25 protein-coding genes and 1 riboswitch are annotated in these 22179 nt (G+C 45.9%); of the genes, 23 read left to right on the forward strand and 2 right to left on the reverse strand.

What is annotated here, in order from left to right:
- Positions 1–132 precede the first annotated feature (132 nt).
- Positions 133–657, reverse strand: coding sequence for a hypothetical protein (locus V6669_RS00070; RefSeq protein ID WP_036606136.1), 525 nt, complete (start codon positions 655–657; stop codon positions 133–135).
- 501 nt (positions 658–1158) lie between these two features.
- On the opposite strand from V6669_RS00070, the gene V6669_RS00075 reads away from it, so the two are divergent.
- The 12 genes from V6669_RS00075 to rsmI all read left to right on the forward strand — a co-directional run bounded on the left by V6669_RS00075 (position 1159) and on the right by rsmI (position 11146).
- On the forward strand, positions 1159–1344 hold the full coding sequence (locus V6669_RS00075; protein WP_338589691.1) for a sigma factor G inhibitor Gin: 186 nt from the start codon (positions 1159–1161) through the stop codon (positions 1342–1344).
- 258 nt (positions 1345–1602) lie between these two features.
- Positions 1603–3429, forward strand: coding sequence for an aminotransferase class I/II-fold pyridoxal phosphate-dependent enzyme (locus V6669_RS00080; RefSeq protein ID WP_338589693.1), 1827 nt, complete (start codon positions 1603–1605; stop codon positions 3427–3429).
- Between the two features lie 529 nt (positions 3430–3958).
- Positions 3959–4387, forward strand: a complete 429-nt coding sequence (locus V6669_RS00085; RefSeq protein ID WP_338589695.1) for a CidA/LrgA family protein — start codon at positions 3959–3961, stop codon at positions 4385–4387.
- Positions 4357–5049, forward strand: a complete 693-nt coding sequence (locus tag V6669_RS00090; RefSeq protein WP_051449580.1) for an LrgB family protein — start codon at positions 4357–4359, stop codon at positions 5047–5049. Before V6669_RS00085 ends, V6669_RS00090 begins: the two co-directional genes overlap by 31 nt.
- A gap of 216 nt (positions 5050–5265) precedes the next feature.
- On the forward strand, positions 5266–5913 hold the full coding sequence (gene tmk / locus V6669_RS00095) for a dTMP kinase (RefSeq protein ID WP_338589699.1): 648 nt from the start codon (positions 5266–5268) through the stop codon (positions 5911–5913).
- Between the two features lie 61 nt (positions 5914–5974).
- Positions 5975–6304 carry a cyclic-di-AMP receptor gene (locus V6669_RS00100; protein WP_017691391.1) on the forward strand — a complete coding sequence of 110 codons (330 nt, stop codon included), beginning with the start codon at positions 5975–5977 and terminating at the stop codon, positions 6302–6304.
- A gap of 343 nt (positions 6305–6647) precedes the next feature.
- Entirely contained in the window at positions 6648–7091 is a 444-nt protein-coding gene (locus tag V6669_RS00105) for a YaaR family protein (protein ID WP_017691389.1), read from the forward strand.
- Positions 7092–7100: 9 nt separating this feature from the next.
- The gene (gene holB, locus V6669_RS00110) at positions 7101–8072 is read left to right on the forward strand and encodes a DNA polymerase III subunit delta' (RefSeq protein WP_076216771.1); all 972 of its coding nucleotides are present in this window, start codon (positions 7101–7103) and stop codon (positions 8070–8072) included.
- Between the two features lie 117 nt (positions 8073–8189).
- Positions 8190–8990, forward strand: coding sequence for a stage 0 sporulation family protein (locus tag V6669_RS00115; RefSeq protein ID WP_053778939.1), 801 nt, complete (start codon positions 8190–8192; stop codon positions 8988–8990).
- A gap of 28 nt (positions 8991–9018) precedes the next feature.
- Positions 9019–9387 (forward strand): DNA replication initiation control protein YabA, encoded by a 369-nt coding sequence (yabA, locus tag V6669_RS00120; RefSeq protein WP_315939725.1) that lies wholly within the window; start codon positions 9019–9021, stop codon positions 9385–9387.
- Between the two features lie 94 nt (positions 9388–9481).
- Positions 9482–10261: a tRNA1(Val) (adenine(37)-N6)-methyltransferase gene (locus V6669_RS00125; protein ID WP_338589708.1), complete on the forward strand. Its 780-nt coding sequence runs from the start codon at positions 9482–9484 to the stop codon at positions 10259–10261.
- The gene (rsmI, locus tag V6669_RS00130) at positions 10262–11146 is read left to right on the forward strand and encodes a 16S rRNA (cytidine(1402)-2'-O)-methyltransferase (protein WP_307540904.1); all 885 of its coding nucleotides are present in this window, start codon (positions 10262–10264) and stop codon (positions 11144–11146) included.
- A 281-nt stretch (positions 11147–11427) separates the two neighbouring features.
- On the opposite strand, the gene V6669_RS00135 is transcribed toward rsmI, so the two are convergent.
- A complete protein-coding gene (locus V6669_RS00135; protein ID WP_024633700.1) occupies positions 11428–11682 on the reverse strand; it encodes an AbrB/MazE/SpoVT family DNA-binding domain-containing protein in 255 nt (84 codons plus the stop codon).
- 317 nt (positions 11683–11999) lie between these two features.
- Between V6669_RS00135 and V6669_RS00140 the strand changes: the two genes are divergently transcribed.
- The 11 genes from V6669_RS00140 to spoVG all read left to right on the forward strand — a co-directional run bounded on the left by V6669_RS00140 (position 12000) and on the right by spoVG (position 22165).
- Complete coding sequence (locus V6669_RS00140) at positions 12000–13277, forward strand: HD domain-containing protein (RefSeq protein WP_338589711.1); 1278 nt, start codon at positions 12000–12002, stop codon at positions 13275–13277.
- Positions 13278–13609: 332 nt separating this feature from the next.
- Positions 13610–14380 (forward strand): TatD family hydrolase, encoded by a 771-nt coding sequence (locus V6669_RS00145; RefSeq protein WP_190945000.1) that lies wholly within the window; start codon positions 13610–13612, stop codon positions 14378–14380.
- A gap of 241 nt (positions 14381–14621) precedes the next feature.
- A riboswitch (cyclic di-AMP (ydaO/yuaA leader) is annotated at positions 14622–14875 on the forward strand.
- 273 nt (positions 14876–15148) lie between these two features.
- Positions 15149–16333: a ubiquitin-like domain-containing protein gene (locus V6669_RS00150; RefSeq protein WP_338589713.1), complete on the forward strand. Its 1185-nt coding sequence runs from the start codon at positions 15149–15151 to the stop codon at positions 16331–16333.
- Between the two features lie 154 nt (positions 16334–16487).
- The gene (gene rnmV / locus V6669_RS00155; protein ID WP_017691379.1) at positions 16488–17033 is read left to right on the forward strand and encodes a ribonuclease M5; all 546 of its coding nucleotides are present in this window, start codon (positions 16488–16490) and stop codon (positions 17031–17033) included.
- A 4-nt stretch (positions 17034–17037) separates the two neighbouring features.
- Positions 17038–17940 (forward strand): 16S rRNA (adenine(1518)-N(6)/adenine(1519)-N(6))-dimethyltransferase RsmA, encoded by a 903-nt coding sequence (rsmA, locus tag V6669_RS00160; protein WP_272907837.1) that lies wholly within the window; start codon positions 17038–17040, stop codon positions 17938–17940.
- A gap of 59 nt (positions 17941–17999) precedes the next feature.
- Positions 18000–18896: a sporulation peptidase YabG gene (yabG, locus tag V6669_RS00165; protein ID WP_338589717.1), complete on the forward strand. Its 897-nt coding sequence runs from the start codon at positions 18000–18002 to the stop codon at positions 18894–18896.
- A 153-nt stretch (positions 18897–19049) separates the two neighbouring features.
- Positions 19050–19325, forward strand: coding sequence for a Veg family protein (locus tag V6669_RS00170; RefSeq protein WP_053778931.1), 276 nt, complete (start codon positions 19050–19052; stop codon positions 19323–19325).
- Positions 19326–19585: 260 nt separating this feature from the next.
- Positions 19586–19762 (forward strand): small, acid-soluble spore protein, alpha/beta type, encoded by a 177-nt coding sequence (locus tag V6669_RS00175; RefSeq protein ID WP_017691375.1) that lies wholly within the window; start codon positions 19586–19588, stop codon positions 19760–19762.
- A 149-nt stretch (positions 19763–19911) separates the two neighbouring features.
- Positions 19912–20766, forward strand: a complete 855-nt coding sequence (gene ispE, locus V6669_RS00180) for a 4-(cytidine 5'-diphospho)-2-C-methyl-D-erythritol kinase (RefSeq protein WP_036606140.1) — start codon at positions 19912–19914, stop codon at positions 20764–20766.
- Between the two features lie 98 nt (positions 20767–20864).
- On the forward strand, positions 20865–21692 hold the full coding sequence (gene purR, locus V6669_RS00185) for a pur operon repressor (RefSeq protein WP_017691373.1): 828 nt from the start codon (positions 20865–20867) through the stop codon (positions 21690–21692).
- 188 nt (positions 21693–21880) lie between these two features.
- Positions 21881–22165, forward strand: coding sequence for a septation regulator SpoVG (spoVG, locus tag V6669_RS00190; protein ID WP_017691372.1), 285 nt, complete (start codon positions 21881–21883; stop codon positions 22163–22165).
- Positions 22166–22179: the final 14 nt, after the last annotated feature.

A 22179-nucleotide genomic window follows, 5' to 3' on the forward strand; every position in this document is an offset into this window, starting at 1 on the left:
TATTTGAGCATGTGAGGCTGAGTCAACTGAACGATACACGATCATGTTTTTGTATCAGATTACTCGAAGGGCTCAGCGATTATGTATTACAGGTAAGTGAGGTACGTTTAGCATTGCATAACTGAGGGAGCGTTATTGCAGATAGTATGAGACATCTTGTTCATTCAATTTGATGAGTCCATCTTTGCGCTCACGGGAGAGTACCATTACAACATACAAGCGAGGACCCAGCAACCACAAATGCCAGAAGATCAGCGAGAGGGTGAAGGACAATGGGGACCATATCAAACATACAGTAATGATACATAGTCCAATCCAGCTCATATTAAGGTGTACCCGGACAAACATACGGAAGCTGAAATGCTGATCAGGGATATAACCTAACCAGGGCATACGCATATTCCAGCGCCAGCGTTTGGCGTAAGAGGTACGGACCAGCAGTAATATCGTTCTGGCGATGACATAATGAATCCAGATGGTGATTGGACCTGCCAGTACAAAAAAGAAGAGGCCAGTCCAGGAGAATGCGAGTAGATTGAATAAGAGCATGATGACCGGCAGACACAGATAGCTGTAAATGACACTGCGGGCGATAGCCTTTTTTTTCAGAAGCCGGTATTGATAAAATGTTGCTTTATTCTCCGGTTCGGCGATCATACGATTATATATCCTCCTTCGGATTCACGTTTGTGTGGGAGTAGGTATTCGTTTTTCTTACACGAGTAAAAGGGAATGAATTATACATGTATGTATATATGAACCTTGTATCTCACGACATGACGATTGTACAAGATATTGAGATTCGACGGAGCTTATCTCAGTATACTCCCGAATACACGGACTGTCAGGCTTTGATATCGTTATCATGTATTATATATCGGCTGGGATTCCAAGTTTTTTTAAGGAAATTGAATATAAGTTTGAGTCAGGCCAAGGGATACGTGATGTAGAGGTAATTGCGATGGAATGCAGGATTACTGTATATACATAAGCAGGTGAATGTTCTTGTAGGGAGAATGAATGTATTTTTCGGTACAGACACCCAAGAGGGGGTGAGCGAATATATATATTTTATAGAAAGAAAGCACTATGAAAATGTTTAAAATAATAGAAACTGTGCAATACTGATAGTAAACGTAAAACAAGGTGGGATGGTTCATGGAAGAACATGCCGAACACACATGTATTATCTGCGAGCAAAGAAAAAAAGAAGGCATTTTTATTGTATCTGAATTCATATGTGACAGTTGTGAAGCGGAAATGGTTCATACCGACGCGCAGGATGCCAAGTACAATTATTTTATTCATCAAATGAAGCAAATTTGGGTACAAAAAAACGCATAATGAATGTTGCTAATAGAAGTAGAAGCGAAACATCACATTGTAACGATGCTGATGTGTATAGAGGCCCAATGGGCCTTTTTCTGTTTTTAAGAGGAGAGATTATCTTGTATGCCATCTTGGGAAGGCGTATGCTGATATAATGATATAGAGATTTTTGCAGTAGCGCGTGTGGAGATGGGGAAGAAGGGTGTTCCTTAGATTAGGAAGCGTACTGGAGCGTATCGGGCGCATATTATATATGTACAGGATGGTTATTTCATGGATCATAAAAATAAATCAACTAGAGCCCCTTTATATGAAGCGTTGCTTGCGTATCGTGATTCGAAGCAGCGTTCTTTTCATGTGCCTGGGCATAAGAATGGACAAGCTTATCGACATTTGGTAGAACAAGCAGAAGCAGGGCAACCTCCAGTTAAGGATATCGTTAATGAGGAACACCAGCACAACGGAGAGATTCAGACCGATGCAGGAGGGAATGTTAACGGAGGGATAGAGCGATCCAGTTCAGTGGAGAAACATGGGGCAGACATGAGGAGTGGGGAACGTCTTAGCGCTGAAGGAACTCGTTCGGAAATAGGATTGGTACCGGATCGTTCATTTCTGGAGATGATGGAGATGGATGTTACGGAGATTACGGGCACCGACGATTTGCATCATCCGGAAGGTGTGATCCAGGAAGCACAGGAGCTGGCGGCAGATTGTTTTGGTGCTGAGGAGAGTTTCTTCCTTGTGGGAGGCAGTACGGCAGGTAATTTGTCTCTATTGCTAACTGTGTGTGATGAGCCAAACAGTATTGTACTGGTGCAACGGAATGTGCACAAATCTGTTATTCACGGTTTGATGCTGGCAGGCGCAAGAGCTGTATTCCTGGAGCCATGGGTCGATCCTGCGTCTGGACTTGCGGTCATGCCGTCGGTGGAGACGGTGCAGGCTGCTGTCCAGTCCTATCCTGAGGCAAAGGGCGTACTTGTCACTTTGCCCAATTATTACGGCATGGGCGATGATCTGACGCCCATAGCCGAGGTATGCCACGCCGCTGGCATGCCATTGCTCGTGGATGAAGCGCATGGCGCGCATTATGGGCAGCATCCGGAGCTGCCTGTCTCTGCACTGTCGTGCGGAGCAGACGGTGTTGTGCAGTCGACGCATAAGATGCTGACGGCCTTCACCATGGGTGCCATGCTGCACATTCAGGGACCACGGTTAAACCGGTCCCTGTTAAGGCAGCGCCTGGCCATGGTGCAAAGCTCAAGCCCATCATACCCGGTGATGGCTTCGCTTGATCTGGCGCGCCGCCTGCTGCATGTGCAGGGCGCGAACACTTTCACGGCGGGGCTCGCCGCCGTGAATGCTTTTAAGCGCGGCCTCGCGGAGCTTCCGCGCTTTCAGTTGCTGCAGCCTGCACAGCCGCTGCAGCAAGAACCGCCAGCCGGAACAGCGAAGCCGGCTGGCCTGTCCGTGTCCGCTGCGCAGCAGACACGGGAGGGCCTGACCGCGGCGGCGAAGCCTTCTGCCGCGGGGTATACCGCTCAGGACCCATTCAAGGCAGTCATTTATGACGGCGCAGGGGTGCTGAGCGGTTATGGGCTACAGCAGCAGCTGGAAGCATGCGGCTGTGTGCCCGAGATGAGCGACGAACGGTACGTCGTCTTGCTCTTCAGCCTGGGCTCAACGGTGCAAGATGCTCAGCACCTGTTGCAGGCTTTACACCATATCAGCTCTGCCAATGGGCATGAGCAGGTCCAATCTAATACAGAGTCATCTCATCAGCTTGCGAAAGGTTCGGCGCATTATATTTCCACGTGGAACAATTTACAAGAAAACACTCGCTACTCGGAACCGATCTCCTTCACGCTGCAACCGATTGTGGATACGGATACGGTCAATGTTCCGATAGAAGAAAGCGTGGGTTGTCGATCAGCTGAGATGGTAGTCCCGTATCCTCCAGGGATTCCGCTTGTGTATCCGGGTGAACGCCTAAGTCCATCGATGGTGACACGTATACAACTCCTGCGGGATGAAGGAGCAAAGTTTCACGGGGTATCCGATGCATCTCTACAGGTATTGAAGGTCATGAAGAATTGACGATACACATGAAAAACTGAATTGCATTCACCAATAGGTAGTCTATATGACCAATACGGATAGCGATACTGGACCCTACATATGTGAGGGTCTCTTGGTCATTAATTTAGTTGCTAGGGTGTGTCTTCAAACTCAGGCATGCAATACGTTGAAGGATGTCAGGTCCAACATCTGGAAGTCAAGTGGTTGCTGATCTGGCGAATTGTCCAGACGATTTTGTAAGGAACAGAGGACGTCTTATTTAACCGTAGAGTCCTCCTTTTATTTTGTATGGAATCTGAGACACGTTATTAACCAAAATCATCTAACAAACACGCTGTAAACTGCCGGTTATTCCAACATAGCGTGTTTCAGATTCCTTAGATTGCTGCGGGCGTTTCAAATTGCTAAATAAGATGTCACAGGGTCGTTAGGGCTCCCGCTCCATGCTCTACTCCAGACACGTTCAGTTACGTTCCTGCTTTCGGCAGGTATGAAGACACGCTCTAGTTCAACTTATAGAGATAGACAGAAGAAAGAAGGGAACACTTTGGGTATTCCGCTAAAAAAATATACAGGAATAGTCCTGCAAGTTTTGCTGATGTACGGTTTTTATTGGATTGGAAACTTGATTCAAGCTGTATTACATCTGCCGTTAACAGGCAGTATTGTGGGCATGCTGGTTTTGTTTGTCACTATTCAACTGGGATGGATCAAAATGAGCTGGGGAGAAGAAGGGTCAACGTGGCTTCAATCTCATCTGCAATTGTTGTTTATTCCGCCAACTGTGGGCATTATGAATCATTTTGAATTTTTTAGAGCCAACACATTATTATTGGTTCTTGGTTTGATCATTAGCACATTAATCACATGTCTGATATCTGCCAAATTAAGTGAGTGGCTTATGACATGGAGATCGTCTCATTCAGGCAAAAAGGAGGCGATCACTTGTCAGCATTCATCCTCGGAATTGGAATGATCGCGCTAACCATCGCTGTATATATTCCAGCCACTCGTCTATATAAAAGGCTGAAATGGCCGATACTTATGCCTGTACTCACAACAACTGCCATACTGATCCTGATCTTGGTGATTTCCGGTATAAAGCTGGATACGTACATGCTGGGTGGCAAATGGATACAGGAGCTCTTGGGACCAGCAGTTGTATCTCTCGCTTTTCCCTTGTCCAGACATCTGCATGTGCTGAAGCAAAATATCATTCCAATTGTGGGTGGAACAATCGGAGGCAGTATTACAGGTGTCTCCACAGGTGCTTTAATCGCCATTCTGCTTGGCTATCCTCAAGAGATGGTTATCGCTTTATTGCCAAAATCCGTGACCACTCCTGTGGCTATTCAACTCGCTAATCAGGTTGGAGGGAATGCCTCATTCACATCGCTGTTTGTGATGATTGCAGGATTCTCAGGGATATTATTGGGGCCGATGCTCTTGAAATGGGCCAAAGTCCGCAGTAAACATGCCTATGGAATTGGACTGGGTTCAGCATCTCATGCCCTCGGCATGGCAAGGTCTTTTGAATATGGAGAGAATGCAGTAGCCCTTAGTTCAGTATCCATGATTGTCAGTGCCATTGCCGGATCAATTATGCTTCCATTATGGGTATGGATCATCTACGGTTGAACGCTTTACTTTGTTGTTCATGTTGGAGTAACCGCTGACCTATAGTATGATAGAAAGAAACAAGCTTGTATGATCTTGGTTTTATTATTACGTACCGATATAGCTGTAGCTATACACCTCTGGGCGGGGGATATCATATCCTGTAGCAAGAGGGTCTAAGCATATTCATTACAGCAGCAATAGATGCAATTATCGACATAGAAAGCAGGGAAGCATATGCAGGGCAGAGGTAAATTCATTACGCTGGAAGGGGGAGAGGGTTCCGGTAAAACAACGATGATCGGTAGAGTAGGTTCTTATTTTGAAGAACGGGGTATACCTTACGTAGTTACGCGAGAGCCTGGCGGAATTGAGATTGCGGAGAAAATACGTTCAATTATCCTGGACCCTCTTCATACGGCAATGGATTCTCGAACCGAAGCACTATTGTATGCAGCTGCACGCAGCCAGCATCTGGCGGAGAAAGTAGAGCCTGCTCTGAGAGCTGGAAAAGCAGTCATTTGTGACCGATTTGTCGATAGCAGTCTGGTCTATCAAGGATACGCTCGTGGACTCGGGATAGAGAATGTATGGGCCATTAATCGCTTTGCGATTGGTGATCTCATGCCGGATGTAACCTTATATCTGGACATTGAGCCTGAAGTGGGGCTTGCCCGGATCGATGCTCATGATGGCCGCGAAGTGAACCGTCTGGATCTGGAAAATCTGGAGTTTCACCGTAAAGTACGAGAGGGTTACTTCCTATTAAAAGAGCAGTTCCCGGAACGAATCAGAGTTATCGATGCTTCCATGAAGCAGGAGGATGTTTTGGCAGCGATGATTTTGTCGCTGGAGACAGGGATTTTGAAGGATTTTGACGAGTAATTGTCTAATATATAGACAGGGCATTTAGTAAAGGTGCTTATTCTAAAGGAGGTTATGCAGGATGAAACTGATTGTTGCGATTATACAGGATAAAGACAGCAACCGATTATCCAGCGCATTGGTCAAAGCAAACTTTCGGGCAACAAAGCTTGCCAGTACGGGCGGATTTTTGAAGGCAGGCAACACGACGTTTATGATCGGTGTCGATGATGGTCAAGTCGAATCCGTAATGAACGTCATTCGCAGCAGCTGTAAGGTTCGTGAACAGCTCGTGACTCCGGTCACACCGATGAGTGGAACAACCGACTCTTACCTGCCGCTACCTGTTGAAGTTCAAGTAGGCGGAGCTACTGTATTTGTTCTCCCGGTAGATCGCTTCGAACATTTCTAATTAAACCTATTGCATGGATCTCATGAGGATCCTTCATGATCGATAGCATGTTGGAAACGATGGATGCAAGAAGAGTTAACAGAGTTCGTGCGTGCCACTTACGGAACGCCTTTCTTGATGAGAAGAATCAGCATACTCTTTCCGGATGAGCATTTCCCAGCTGGGGAATGGTTCATCTAGGAAAGAGGTTGACTACAAAGAACAAGTCCTTGATGGTGATGTGTATCTACCATTATATATAGAGTGTGATCAGCATATATAAAAGCCTCATTCTCACGCACAGGCGCAACGCGCACTGTGCTGATGGGCGATTGGCTATCTATGATAGAAAGCGGGCGTATCCATGAAAATCAATCCTGGATTCAGACCGATTCAGAGCGGGATCAGTTCTACTGATTCAGGTTCCAAACCGGTTCAATCCAAAAATTTCTCTGATATGATGAATCACCAGGGGGAACGGGCCTCACAAGCTGAACTGAATCGCCGGTTTAGTGAAATCCAGCTTCAGGGCGATCGCTTGGCACGTTCCATGACGATTCGTGAACTGAAGGCGTATAAGCAACTTGTTAAAAGGTTCCTGGAAGAGACCGTTCGTCGCGGTGTATCCATGAAAGAGACAAGGGGTTGGGATCGTCGTGGCAGAGGCAAGCGGTATAAGCTGATTGATGAAATTGACTCCGCTCTGTTATCCATGGCTGATGAACTGCTGGATACAGAAGAAGGAAAAATCTCTCTATTACAACAAGTAGGCGAAATTCGGGGGATGCTTATTAATTTAAGCTTCTGAGGAGGAAGTATGTCCTTTCAACAGATTATGGGTCAACAAGCGGCCAAGCAAATGTTACAGAGCAGTTTGAGACGTCATGCAATAAGCCATGCGTATTTGTTTAGTGGTCCAGCTGGTAGCGGGCAACGGAAGACGGCAATTACCTTTGCCAAGGCAATATTCTGTACAGAGCTTGAAGATGACGCTTGTGGGCAGTGTCTTGAATGTCGTAAGGTGGATCATGGTAACCATCCGGATCTAACCATGCTTGCACCAGATGGAAACAACATTAAAATAGATCAAATCCGGGATCTGCAGCGTATCTTTTCATACCGATCAGAGGCAGGCCATCCCAAAGTATATATTATAGAACAAGCCGAGAAAATGACGGTGCAGGCAGCAAACAGTTTGCTCAAATTTCTGGAGGAACCGCAGGTACCAGCAGTCGGCATCCTGATTACAGATAATGGACAGGCCATGTTGCCAACCATCCGCTCACGCTCTCAATTGGTGCCGTTCAGCGCACTGAATCCGGAAGAGATGCTTCAATCACTAATTGAGGAAGGGCACCCTGCCAATCTGGCTCGCTCTGCCGTCCATTTAGCGTCAGGATTGGAAGCATGTAGAGAAATTCTCCAGCAGAATTGGTTTGCAGAAATTAGAAACGTAATGTTACAATTAGGGAAGGAGTCCCTGGGTAGAGGAAGTACATCATTGATCTCTGCACAGCAGAAGCTTTTTAAAACCGGACTCTCTGAACACCTGGACATGTTACTTAGTTTGTTCCATCTATGGTTTAGGGACATGCTGTATGTTCAGTACGATAGGCATGAACATATCGTTTTTATAGATCAGTTAGACATGTTATCTCAGTTGGCACATACCCGCAGCACAGAGCAGTGGGTCTCCTATATGGATATGGCCGCAGCATGCAGAAAAAAATTGCGTTTCAACGTCAATGGCCAGCTTTGTCTGGAGCAATTTTTGATCGGTTTGGCATAAGACTGGGAGAGGGCAGAGTTAGCTCCAATCATATGCAAACGGTTATAACTTCATCCGGTTCCCTAAGAAGACGGGGCTTCAGACGAAGTGGGGTTGGCTTACAAGGGGGTTAATTTTTTGTATAGTGTAGTGGGTGTCCGTTTCAAAAAAGCGGGCAAAATTTATTACTTCGATCCCCTGGACCTTCCCATTGAGAAAGAAAACTGCGTTATCGTGGAGACAGCGCGGGGGGTTGAGTACGGTAAGGTTGTCGTAGGTAAGAAGGAAGTGGGCGAGTCCGATGTGGTGTTGCCGCTGAAGAAAGTCATCCGCGTTGCGGGCGAGACAGATGCCCGTGTGGTTGATGAGAACAAGCGTGCAGCGAAGGAAGCATTCGGTACTTGTTTAAATAAAATCAAAGACCATGGCCTCAAAATGAAGCTGGTCGATGTGGAATTTACGTTTGATCGCAATAAAATTATATTTTATTTTACAGCTGAAGGAAGAGTTGATTTCCGGGAGCTGGTCAAGGATCTGGCAAGCATATTCCGGACACGAATCGAGCTGAGACAGATTGGTGTACGTGATGAAGCGAAGATGCTTGGCGGAATCGGACCTTGCGGCCGTGTGTTGTGTTGTTCTTCCTGGCTGGGAGACTTTGAGCCGGTATCAATCAAGATGGCTAAAGATCAGAGCCTGTCACTGAATCCGACGAAAATTTCAGGGTTGTGCGGAAGACTCATGTGCTGTCTGAAATTTGAGCATGATAACTATGAAAGTGTGAGAGAAGAACTGCCAGCTGTAGGCAAATTGGTCGTCACCTCATTGGGTGAAGGAAAAGTTGTCGGAATTAATGCCGGTAGCCGCACAGTCCATGTTCAACTGTTCGACATCAGTAAAGTCAAAGAACTTCCGCTGGATGACGTCGTTATCAAGTAAACCATAAAGGTTGCTTCGGGGTGGAAACTTGGAAAAGAAAAATCTGTTTACGCACATTCATGAAATGGAAACCCAACTGGGTCAGTTGCACGGTGATTTAGGAGAGTTAAAAATGATTGTGAAGGAGCTGCTTGAGGATAATCAGCGGCTTACCATCGAGAATGAGCAGTTACGCAAACTGCTCAAACGTGAGGCTCCGACAGATCTGCCGATCTCCTCAGCACTCGCTCCTGTAGCAAGACCAGCAGGCCCGGCTACAGGCGAGGACGTTGTCGGTGAAGGGTATGATAATCTGGCCCGGTTGTATCACGAAGGCTTCCATATCTGCAACGTCTATTATGGACATTTGCGGACGGAAGGCGATTGTCTGTTCTGCCTGTCTTTTTTGAATAAATGAAGTGACCGTAGGGATCCCCTACGGTTTTTTTTCAAGGTTATAAACCTAAACTCAACAAACATGTGATAAGAGTACCGGAGGATGAGCGTAACATATGAAAGCAAATGAAGTTGTGTTACATGAGTCAGAGCGGATTGATGATCTGCTCTCTCATGATCTGAGAATTATTCAAAGTGATGAAGTGTTTAGTTTTTCGATGGATGCCGTATTATTAGCCCGGTTTGCTTCCGTACCTAAACGGGGTCGTGTACTTGATTTGTGTACAGGTAACGGGGTGGTTCCCATTCTGCTTACAACGCGTACGCAGGCTAGTCTGGAAGGGATTGAGATCCAGCCACGTTTGGCTGATATGGCACGTCGCAGTGTGCAATTAAATACATTGGACGAGTCGATTATGATTCGTGAAGGTGATTTGCGAGAATTGGTGAAAGAAACAGGACACGCTGTATACGATGCAATTACGGTTAATCCTCCATATATGCCTTTGAATGGCAGTGACCTTAAGATGAACACACATCAGGCAATGGCACGTCATGAAATCGGATGTACCCTGGAAGAAGTGATTCAGGCTTGCAGTCGACTTGTACGTAATGGCGGCAAAGTATCGATGGTTCATCGTCCACAGCGCCTTGCAGAGATTATCTCGCTCATGCGCGAATATAAGCTGGAGCCAAAACGGATTCGGATGGTACATCCCCGTGCTCATCTGGAAGCCAACATGGTATTAATTGAAGGCATGAAAGATGGTAAACCCGAAGTAAGGATGCTTCCTCCACTCATTGTCTACAATGAAGAGGGGAAATACTGCGAAGAGATTATGGATATTTACTATGGTCAGCAACATGCTGAGCGTACTACGAAAGGAGGGATTTAGATGACTTTGCATATTCAGAAAAGCTATGCGGAGCAGCCTGAAGGATCAGGCAAGCTATATCTGGTTGGAACACCTATTGGTAATCTGGAGGATATGACCTTCCGGGCCATCAAGACATTGCAGAGTTGTGACATCATTGCAGCAGAAGATACACGCCAGACCCGAAAGCTGCTTACCCATTTTGAAATTACACCTTCGATGCTGTTTAGTTATCATGAGCATAATAAGGGGGCAAGTGGACCTGAACTGATACGATATATAATAGAAGGAAAAAATTTGGCACTCGTCAGCGATGCCGGTTTGCCAGCCATTTCGGATCCTGGTTCCGACCTTGTACAGCTTGCATTGGAAGCCGGAATAACGGTCATTCCCATCCCTGGACCCAACGCTGCGTTGTCTGCTCTGATCGTGTCCGGATTACCGACGGAGCGTTTTACATTCGGCGGTTTTTTGCCGCGGGAGAAAAAGGACATGCGAAAAGTGCTGGAGGCTTTTGACGAATCGAACGGGACTTTGTTATTTTATGAATCGCCTCACCGTATTCGGAAAACATTAGTCCACCTCGAAGAAATTCTGGGTGATCGCTCGATTGTCCTGGCTCGTGAACTAACCAAGCGTCATGAGGAATTCGCAAGGGGCACTGTGAAGGAATGTATAGATTGGCTTGAAGAACATCCGCCTCTTGGCGAGTACTGTTTGCTGGTAGAAGGCATTAAGGAAGAGGAGCGTAAGGCTGAACGCGAAGCATGGTGGCAGCTCATGTCACTCGCGGATCATGTCAGCCATTATGAGGGTGAAGGACATAACCGTAAAGATGCAATGAAAAAAACGGCTACCGATCGCGGCCTGACGAAGCGTGATGTATATAATGCATTAATCGAGTAGTAATCTAACCAAATATCTTCTGTTGTGGGGAACATAACCTGAAAAGAAGCTTATATCCAACCTTAGTGGAATATTAAAAAGAGCAGAGTGGCTCAAAAAATTCCAAACAAAATTTATCGTTCTCTTCCGGTTCGCGTGTAACAGAATCTTTTTGGGTAAAGGAACCCATAACAGGGCAAAAAAATACCTTCCGCGGTGGGGTTCACACCGGGAAGGTCATTAAGGAATATTAAAAAGGTTAGAAATAACAATTTAGATAAGTCCAGTATACCTGGTTTTTCTTATTTTGTCACAGGTGCAGGGATTTCAGAAATACATTCATTACAAACAATTTTACCTTTGAAGTAAGTAACGTTCTCTGCATTACCACAGAAGATACAAGCAGGCTCGTATTTTTTCAACATGATGCGCTCGCCGTCAACGTAGATTTCCAGAGCATCTTTTTCACCAATACCGAGCGTACGGCGCAATTCAATTGGAATAACTACCCGTCCCAGTTCGTCCACTTTTCTTACAATACCTGTTGATTTCATCATTATAATCAGTGCTCCTCTCAGCTAACTATCTTTGTCATTATTCGACATTATTTTATGTTTTATGATACTCATCATACCAACGATTCCCAAATCAGTCAACCTTAAAATTAGCTTAAAATTAAGGCTGTTTTTCATAAGGTTACTGGTGGTAAGGGATTGGAAGCCGTTTTTCGCATTTAAACCTCAATGTCAGCTTTGTCGATTTGGAAAACGACAAAACTACTTCATTCGACAAGATTCGTCATCTGGTGTCGAATCTTAGGTGAATCGCAGAGCTCAAAGCGTTAATATAAAAGAAATTAAAGGAGTGAGTCGACATGGAACAACGTTTAACGGAAGAGAAAGTATTCAAAGATCCGGTACATAATTATATCCACGTGCAAGATCCGGTTATATGGCAGTTAATTAACACCCCGGAATTTCAGCGTTTACGCCGGATTCGTCAGCTGGGTACTTCTTACCTTACCTTTCACGGAGCAGAGCATAGTCGGTTCTCACATTCACTAGGTGTTTATGAGATCACCCGCAAGATCATCTCTCAATTTGAAAGAAGTCATTATTCGGATTGGCCAAAGGAAGAAAAGATTGTAGCTCTGTGTGCAGCTCTACTTCATGATCTCGGACATGGGCCATTCTCTCACTCCATCGAGGAAGCTTTTGACATGAATCACGAAGATTGGACTTGCCGCATTATTACAGGTGATACCGAAGTAGGGGCGATCTTAAGACGGTATGCTCCTGATTTTCCTGAGAAAGTAGCGTCTGTCATTCAAAAAACGTATGAAAAGCCGATTGTGGTGAACTTGGTGACCAGTCCGCTTGATGCAGACCGAATGGATTATTTGCTCAGGGATGCCTATTTTACAGGTGTAAATTACGGCACGATTGACCTTGATCGTATCCTTCGGATGCTGCGTCCTTATCATGGGCGGATTGTAGTCAAGGAGTCAGGCATGCATGCTGTGGAGGATTATCTAATGTCTCGGTATCAGATGTATTGGCAGATTTACTTCCATCCGGTAACTCGTAGTTCTGAAATTATATTGCGGCAAATATTCAAGCGAGCGAAAACACTCATACAGCAAGGTTTTCAATTCCGCTTCATGATTGATCCACTCCCTCAATTATTTGATGGAGAATTATCCGTAGATGAATATTTGCAGTTGGATGAAGCATTGATTCAGACGGCATTTACGCAGTGGCGCAAGGAGGACGATACTGTTCTGAGTGAGTTATGCGAACGTTTTATGGATCGCAAGTTATATAAGTATGTAGAGCTTGAACAGGTCGACTTGACAATGATGGAAGAGATTCGGGAAGCTTTTGTACAGGCAGGCCTCGATCCCGAATATGATCTTGAAATTGATTTTCCTTCGGATAATCCGTATGATGTGTTTCGTCCGGATGAATCCACAGATAAGCAGATTCTTCTTCTGGATCGACAGGACAATTTACGTGAGTTGTCAGAAGTATCTGACATTGTCCGTTCCATAAGTGGGCTTCACCGAGGGAAACATCATTTGTATTACCCGCAAAACAAGGTGGATGCGATTATTCACGAATTACCGTCACATATACGCCCCTATTTCTTGTAATCATGTGGGTATAATCCGATGAAGAATTTTGATATCAAAACACTTTCTAAAAGAGCTATTTTTCATGATACAGTAATCTGCTTTAATGGGGAGTATATGTAGATCGACATAATTTTGTAAATGCAAGCAGGTAGAGTGGGCACAATCAGCAATATATAGATCAGAATATCCGTTTATCTTCTATATATTGTAGTTGTGAAGAAACAAACGTAATGATGTAATACACAGATACCCAAAATGTTTTATGTATGAGTCATTGAATTATTGAATTTTACAAATTGAATTTTGATAAAGAAGATAGTCGTTATTTCGACATGAAGGGAGATACAAACATGATGCTGTTCGACACACATACACATCTGGATGCACCACAATTCGACGAGGACCGCGAGGACATGATTCAGCGTGCTGTGGATGCAGGAGTTGGTCGCATGATCAACATTGGCTTTAACCGGGAGACGATTCCAACCACAATGAAACTCGCTGAAACATATGACTTTATCTATGCAGCTGTAGGGTGGCATCCCGTAGATGCGATCACAATGCAGGAGGGCGATTTGGAGTGGATTGCATCTTTATGCAAGCATGAAAAAGTGGTTGCGATCGGTGAGATTGGATTGGATTATCACTGGGATACTTCACCAAAAGAAATACAGCATCGCGTATTACGACAACAAATTGCTTTGGCGCGTGAAGTGAACATGCCGATTGTCATCCATAATCGGGATGCACATGAGGATATCATAAGAATTTTGCGTGAAGAGAAGGCGGGTGAGGTTGGTGGTGTAATGCACTCGTTCTCGGGCAGCTGGGAAACAGCGAAAAGTTGTCTCGATATGGGCTTCCATCTCTCTTTCGGAGGACCGATCACATTCAAAAATGCAAAGCAGCCCAAAGAGGTGCTGGCGAAGGTTCCTATGGACCGGTTTTTCATTGAAACAGATGCTCCATATTTGACACCTCACCCTTATCGTGGGAAGCGAAATGAGACAGCGCATGTACGTCTGGTTGCAGAGGCAGCAGCGGAAATTAAAGGCATTTCGGTGGAGGAAATTGCTGCAATAACAACCAAAAATGCCATGGAACGATTTGGAATTCGTTAAAAAAACGAGCAAATGAGGTGAAAAAGGCAGGTAAGCGGAGGTAATTTGCCCTTTGCTCCAAATAAATCAAGAATATTACAATATTTTAACCAAATATTCAGAAAAACGTACTTGATCAACGCTTTACAACATGCATCAAAACAGGATATCATCTTTTCAGTGAATTGTTGTGCGGAAAATTGGACAGATGTTCGGGGGATGAACAAAGGGACACTTTCCGATGAAACAACATTACTTTCATGAATCAGTCTCGCTGAGTCTCCGTTAACGGAGAGCGGGGGAACCAATAGGGCTTAAACATCGGTGTATTTGGCCGATGCGCAACGTTCGCTGACCCAAAAGCAGCGAAGGGAACTGCGAAGCCGTATTTGATTTCTTCTTTGGGTCTCGGGGTGAATTCAAGGGCGTCCGCCATGAGCGGGTGACCTAAGATAGGGCGGCTCTCTTTCGCCCGAACCCGACAGCTAACCTCGCAAGCGGAAAAAGAGAGGCAACCTCGTGCATGAATTTCCGATATTCAGAATCATTCGGAAGCCACGAAAGAGTTCCTCTTACACTCTTTCTTTGGCTTTTTTGTTTTTGAATAAAAGAAATATTGTCATCATACGGTAGGTATTCAGGAGGATGACATCATGTTGCGAAGATTGATTCATGGTGCAGAACCGGATTATGTTGGTCCAATCTGTGTTCTGTAGAAAATTTGGTATAGTCACGTCAAAGACATCATGCATTACTTTAGACGGCGAGGCTATGAAGGAGGACGGAGAAGTGGGCACATTCCAACCAGAAGAGACCCATGAGTCACGATCATCCAGTAAGTCTTTCGCGTTGCGGTGGAAGCATGAGAACATGCGTCAAATGGCATTGATCGCGATTTTCTCAATTGCGCTTACAATCATGATCTTGTTAGTCGTTTACGGTCAGGCCGGGAAACAAATTTCACTGGTTATTGATGGCAAAGCTCAGGTGGTAGAGACTCGTACAGGAATGCTTCAGGAAATGCTGGAGGAGCAGTCGATCACAGTCAGCCCTCACGATAAGGTATCCATGTCCATGAATGGGGCGATTACAGATGGAGACCGAATCGTTATTGAGCGGGCCGTTCCAGTCAACATTACGGCAGACGGAGACACCAAGACTCTGTATACAACGGATTCATCGGTAGAAGATGCAATTCAAAAATCAGGTATTCAAGTTGAGAGTAATGATAAAGTGTATCCGGCGCTTGGAACTGCCATCAAAGCGGATATGAAGATCCGTGTAGTGCGCGTAACAAAGCGTACAGTGGAGGTAGAGCAGCCAATCGCTTACAAAGTCATTAAAACGGCTGACCCTAGCTTGTACAAAGGGGATAACCGTGTCGTTGTAAACGGCAAAGAAGGCACACTTGTACAGCATATCGAAAAGGTATTTCAGGATGGAGAATTGGTCTCCAAAAAAATGGTCGGCAAATCTGTCGCGAATAATCGTGTAGATAAAGTGATCGCTGTCGGCACCAAAGCAAAACCGGTCGTGAAAGAACCTGTGATTCAGACCGTATCGGCTCAAACTTCAACAACCAAAAAGGCTACAACAACGAACTCGAAGAAAACATCTGCCTCGGGCAGCAAAGTCATTACCGTATCCGGGACTTCTTTTAAATACTCAAAAGTACTTAAAAATGTATCCATGACTGCCTACTCTTCCGAAGAGCCTGGCATTGGAACTAAAACAGCTTCCGGTACTCGTGTAACGGAAGGGCGCACCATTGCGGTTGATCCCAAAGTCATTCCAATTGGCTGGTGGGTATATATCGAAGGTCTGGGATTCCGTCGTGCGGAAGATACAGGCGGTGCCATTAAAGGCAACAAAATTGATGTATATTATGACAGTGTGAAGCATGCCCTGAATTTTGGACGTAAGAAAGGCAAGACGGTCTACGTGATCGGTCCGGTGAAGCCGGAAGCGAACTAAAATCGTTTTACTTTGAAATGGGAATGCTATAAAATAGTTGCATGAATGATTCATGCGGAATATGCGGCGGAGGAGTCTGAATTCAGTCTCCCCCGCCGTTGGCAGAGAAGAGGATATTCCTCTTCTTTTTGCGTTAGAAAGGAAGAAATGGAACATGATAAAAGAAGTCATTGTGGTGGAAGGCCGTGACGATACGGTAGCCATCCGTCGGGCCGTTGAAGCCGATACAATAGAAACAGGTGGCTCAGCAATCAACCAACGCATTCTGAAGCGGATTGCGCTTGCTCAGGAGAGACGGGGAGTCATTGTACTGACAGATCCGGATCATGCTGGCGAACGCATTCGTAAAATTATTGCGAACAAGGTGCCTGGCTGCAAACATGCCTTCATTCCGGAAGCCGATGCAACACGCAAAGGGGACATTGGGGTGGAGAATGCCTCACCGGAGGCGATCCGTCATGCTCTGGCACGCGTACATACTTCATACGAAGGTGCTCCGAGCCTGATCGATTGGGAGGACCTGATCGCGGCAGGACTTATCGTGCATCCGCAGGCTGCTGCACGTCGCATGGAGATGGGCAATCTGCTGGGCATCGGTTATTGTAACGGGAAGCAGTTCCACAAACGTCTCAGTGTATTTCAGATTACACGGGAAGAGTTCTCTACAGCATTAGCGCAAATTGAACGTGAAGGATTGTGAGCATATGAAGGACATGGAAGAGACGATAGAAATTGCAACGCCCAAGCGAACGAAAGAGATTATTCAAAGACACGGATTCTCATTCAAGAAAAGTCTGGGTCAGAACTTTCTGATCGATCAAAATATATTGAACAAAATCGTTAATGCAGCCGATTTGGACGAGTCCAAGGGCGCGTTAGAGATCGGGCCGGGTATTGGAGCCCTTACGGAGCGACTGGCTCGGGTAGCCGGTCCTGTCACAGCCGTAGAGATTGATCAGCGCTTAATCCCAATCCTGGGAGAAGTGATGCAGCCTTATTCAAATGTACGTGTTCATCATGGGGATGTGCTGAAGCTTGATCTGGCTGAATTGTTTAATACGGATTTTGCATCCGTGGACAAAGTCAGTGTTGTGGCTAACCTGCCTTATTATGTAACGACTCCAATCATGATGAAACTGTTGGAAGAGAAGCTGCCGGTAGACAGTATTGTTGTCATGATCCAAAAAGAAGTGGCTGAACGCATGGCGGCTGCACCAGGATCAAAAGACTACGGCAGTCTGAGCATCGCAGTTCAGTACTACAGTATGCCGGAGCTTGTGTGCATTGTGCCTCCTACAGTCTTCATTCCGCAACCTAATGTGGAATCAGCTGTCATTAAGCTGAAAGTGCGTGAGCAACCGCCAGTGGAGATTCCGGATGAAGCACACTACTTCGAAGTGGTACAGGCTTCTTTTGCCCAGCGGAGAAAAACAATCTCAAACAACTTGAAGGCACGCTTCTTCACGAAGGAGAACCGGGAACAGGCAGACATTCTGCTGGAGCAGGCAGGTATTCAACCGTCCCGACGTGGAGAGACGTTGAGTCTGCAGGAGTATGCTACACTCAGCACCGTAATGTGGGAAGCAGGGGTACGTGCAGCGCTGTAAAATTTGAATGAACCAAACCGGGTCTTTGCCCATACGATGGGGTAGAGGTGATTACGTTGATGAATATCGGAGACTTGGTCGTTCGGAAGTCATACGGCGGCGATGTGACTTTTCGGGTGGAAGGCCTCCAGTTGGATGCTGCGGTCATTAAAGGGACTGAGTTCCGGCTGATTGCCGATTCCCCGGTGGACGATTTGATACAGGTTCCCTACGAACCACAAAGCGCCAAGACCAGACAGGCGCATATTAAAGCACATCAGACCCTGTCCCGTCTGCAGCAGAATCGTATGGAACAGGCTGAGCGGAATCGTGAAGGTCTGGTACAGGATTGGTCTGTTCAGCAGGAACCAGCTTATTTTGAAATGCCTGGAAAGGTGCTTCATCTGGATGGAGATCCGAACTATTTGAAAAAAAGTATGGATCTCTATGAGCAACTTCGTGTGCCCGCAGAGGGACAATATGTCCATGAATCGGCAATGGCAGATACCTTATACCGTTTATTACCCAAAGTACGTCCGGATATCGTAGTTATTACGGGTCATGATGGGGTGTTAAAGACACGTCAGCCCTATGACTTATATAGTCTTGGTAGCTACAAAAACTCGCAAAATTTTGTGTCGGCCATTCAGGTGGCCAGACAATATGAACGCCATCTGGACGCACTCACTATTGTGGCAGGGGCCTGTCAGTCCCATTTTGAGGCACTACTGCGCGCTGGAGCGAACTTTGCCAGTTCTCCAGGCAGAATTCTCATTCATGCACTTGATCCGGTCTATGTGGCAGCCAAGGCCTCCTTCACCTCTGTGCGGGATACGGTTAACATGAGTGATGTTCTGCACAATACCATCAGTGGTAGCCAAGGTGTGGGTGGTGTCGAGACACGGGGGAGTTACCGGGTAGGTCTGCCGGGGCTGAATGATTTATCCACGCTAAAAGTGAACCCGTCGGCAGTCTGATGTAGGCCATTTAAAGTCCCAATTTGGGGCTTTTTTTGTTTGCAAAAAAATTCATTGACAACAACTTTTTGATGCTGATATAATAATTAGTTTTGATTTGACAATGACTGTAAAATCCGGTATAATGGACAAGAAAAGAGGTGGTCGTCGACAATGGCTAAAAACACGCTGTTGGATATCAAACGCAATCTCGATGCACATATTGGTCAGAAAATTATGCTGCGGGCTAATGGTGGCCGCCGTAAGACCATTGAGCGTACGGGTGTATTGGAAGAAACGTACCCTTCTGTTTTTATTGTTAAGCTTGATGAGGAACAAGAAACCTTCAAGCGAGTATCTTATAGTTATGCGGATATACTTACGGAATCGGTGGAAGTCATGGTTTTTGACCCGGGCAGCCAGACGCATAGCTCCTATATGGAGACGTAAGTATCGATTTACAGGCGATTCGCCCCACAAGGCGGATCGCTTTTTTATATTTTCTTTTTCTATAAAATCACCCGTCCATCTTCTAAACTAACCCATACATACTCAGGAATGAGCGAGGAACGGTCGCGGCATACTATATGGACAGGTGAAGGGACAGTTTCTTGAGCAATGCAGGAAACTGAATTTGGCCTGATGGCAAGATGTCCAAAACGTGAACGAACTCATCACATTATGAAGGATACATTGGAGGAGGATGGTTCATGAGTCGCAGAAGAAGAAGTGTCATGTCAGAGGATCTGAAGAATGAGCTTGCGAAAGACCTGGGCTTCTATGATACGGTCCAACAGGAAGGTTGGGGTGGAATCAAAGCCAAGGATGCAGGAAACATGGTGAAAAGAGCCATTCAACTTGCTGAGCAGGCTGCCCGCAAATCTTAATCCGGTTCAAGCAGACTGAAAAGCGGGGAAATCCGTCAGGAACAACCCCGCTTTTTCCCCTTAGATACGGAATAGAAATGACTTGACAGCCCCATTTTGATATAATATGTTAAGTTGTCTTAGGGAAAAGGTGAGGACGGGTGAACGCCTTGAAAATTTACGAAAAAGCGCCTGCTAAAATTAATTTGATGCTGGACGTTTTACATAAAAGAAGCGATGGATTCCATGAAGTTGAAATGATCATGACCATGGTCGATCTGGCTGATCGACTGGAAATGTCGGAGCTGCCGCGAGATACTATTTTCATCTCCAGTCAGGCGGGTTATATTCCGCTGGACGAGAAGAATCTGGCTTTCCAGGCAGCCAGACTCATTAAGGAGCGCTATAACGTGCGTACGGGCGTCCATATTCATCTGGATAAAAAGATTCCAGTTGCAGCCGGACTTGCCGGGGGCAGCAGTGATGCAGCAGCAGCGCTGCGTGGATTGAACCGTCTGTGGCGGTTGAATATACCGGATCACGAACTGCAGGAGCTTGGAGCTGAACTTGGTTCTGATGTTCCATTTTGTATCACAGGAGGGACTGCACTTGCTACAGGCCGTGGTGAGAAGTTAACTCCCATTCCTAATCCGCCGCAATGCTGGGTGATTCTGGCCAAGCCTCCGATTAATGTGTCTACAGCCGATGTGTACGGACGTTTCCGTAGTGACAAGATTGTTCGTCATCCGAGTGCGGCTAAAATGGAGCAGGCTATTCGCAACCAATCATTTACGGAAGTCTGTAACCAGATGGGCAATGTGCTTGAAGATGTAACGTTGAAGCTGTATCCGGAAGTTCAGCATCTAAAGGATGCCATGATTCGATTGGGTGCAGACGGCGTGTTAATGTCCGGTAGTGGCCCAACGGTATTTGGGCTGGTTTCCAAAGAATCGAAGGTTGCCCGGATATACAATGGTCTGCGTGGTTTCTGTAAAGAAGTGTACGCTGTACGTATGTTGACGTAAAAGTTCGCTTTTATAATATACAAACACGTATAAAGGTGGTATATTTTTAAATAATTATTCGGATTTGGATGTTTCCGTGATCGTGAGGATGGATCTCTGTGAAGAAGTTAAAACGAAGCGCAAGGCTGGTTGAAATGACGCAATACTTATTGTCCAGACCGCATACGGTTATTCCGTTGACCACATTTGCCGAACGTTATGGAGCCGCAAAGTCTTCAATTAGTGAAGATTTGGCGATTATCAAGGAAGTGTTCGAAGAAGGTGGGTCAGGAGAACTGCATACACTGGCTGGAGCAGCCGGGGGAGTAAGATGGATTCCGAAGGTATCCCGAGAACTGGCACTGGCATTTGCGGAGCGGCTCTCGACCCAGCTCGCGCAACCTGATCGGATCTTGCCTGGAGAATACCTGTACATGTCCGACTTGCTTGGTCAGCCCGCATTGATGAATGAAGCCGGCAAGATTTTTGCAACGGCCTTTGGCAATATGAATATTGATGTGGTAATGACGGTAGAAACCAAAGGAATTCCACTGGCTTATGCGACCGGAGCCCAGCTCAACCTGCCTGTCGTGCTCGTACGCAGGGACCATCAGGCTACAGAAGGATCGGCCGTAAGTATCAATTATGTATCCGGGTCCCATAAAAGTCTGCATACCATGTCCCTCTCTCGTAGGGCGATGCGTGAGCATTCCAGAGTACTTATTGTGGATGACTTCATGAAGGCCGGGGGTACGGTGCAAGGAATGATCGATCTTTTGGCCGAGTTTAATGCTACAGTTGCCGGGGTAGGGGTACTGGTGGAATCTGGTTCTGTAGATTCAGAAGAACGCCTGCTAACAGATTATGTATCTCTGGCGAAATTGACAGCGGTCGATGCCAAGAGCAGACAGATTTCCGTCAAGCCTGGCAACTATTTTGACCTGTAGAAAGATGACGAATGTTATGTCGTTAAAAGGTCTTTTCCATCGACCTGGCATGAACGTTGTCGAATTGTGTATTAAATAAAAAAATTCCTGAAATTAGGAAATTTTTGTGGTTATAAAAAGAAGGAGTTCGTATATGCTGTGTGGAATTATACACCAAGTTCTGATGGAAAAAGGTGGTGAACACACACATGCAAATTACGGATGTCAGACTCCGCCGTGTTAACTCGGAGGGGAGAATGAAGGCTATCGCATCCATTACCATCGATAACGAATTCGTCGTTCATGACATTCGTGTCATTGATGGTAACAACGGAATGTTTGTTGCTATGCCGAGCAAACGTACTCCTGATGGAGAGTTCCGTGATATCGCCCACCCGATCTCTTCCGGTACGCGTGAGAAGATTCAGGCAGCAGTTTTGACTGAATACGATCGTGCGGCAACTGAGGAAGAAGTCATTGAAGAAGGTGCCTGAGAACATTATTGGGG

The sequence above is a fragment of the Paenibacillus sp. Y5S-9 genome (assembly GCF_036894235.1).
Classification (GTDB): Bacteria; Bacillota; Bacilli; order Paenibacillales; family Paenibacillaceae; genus Paenibacillus.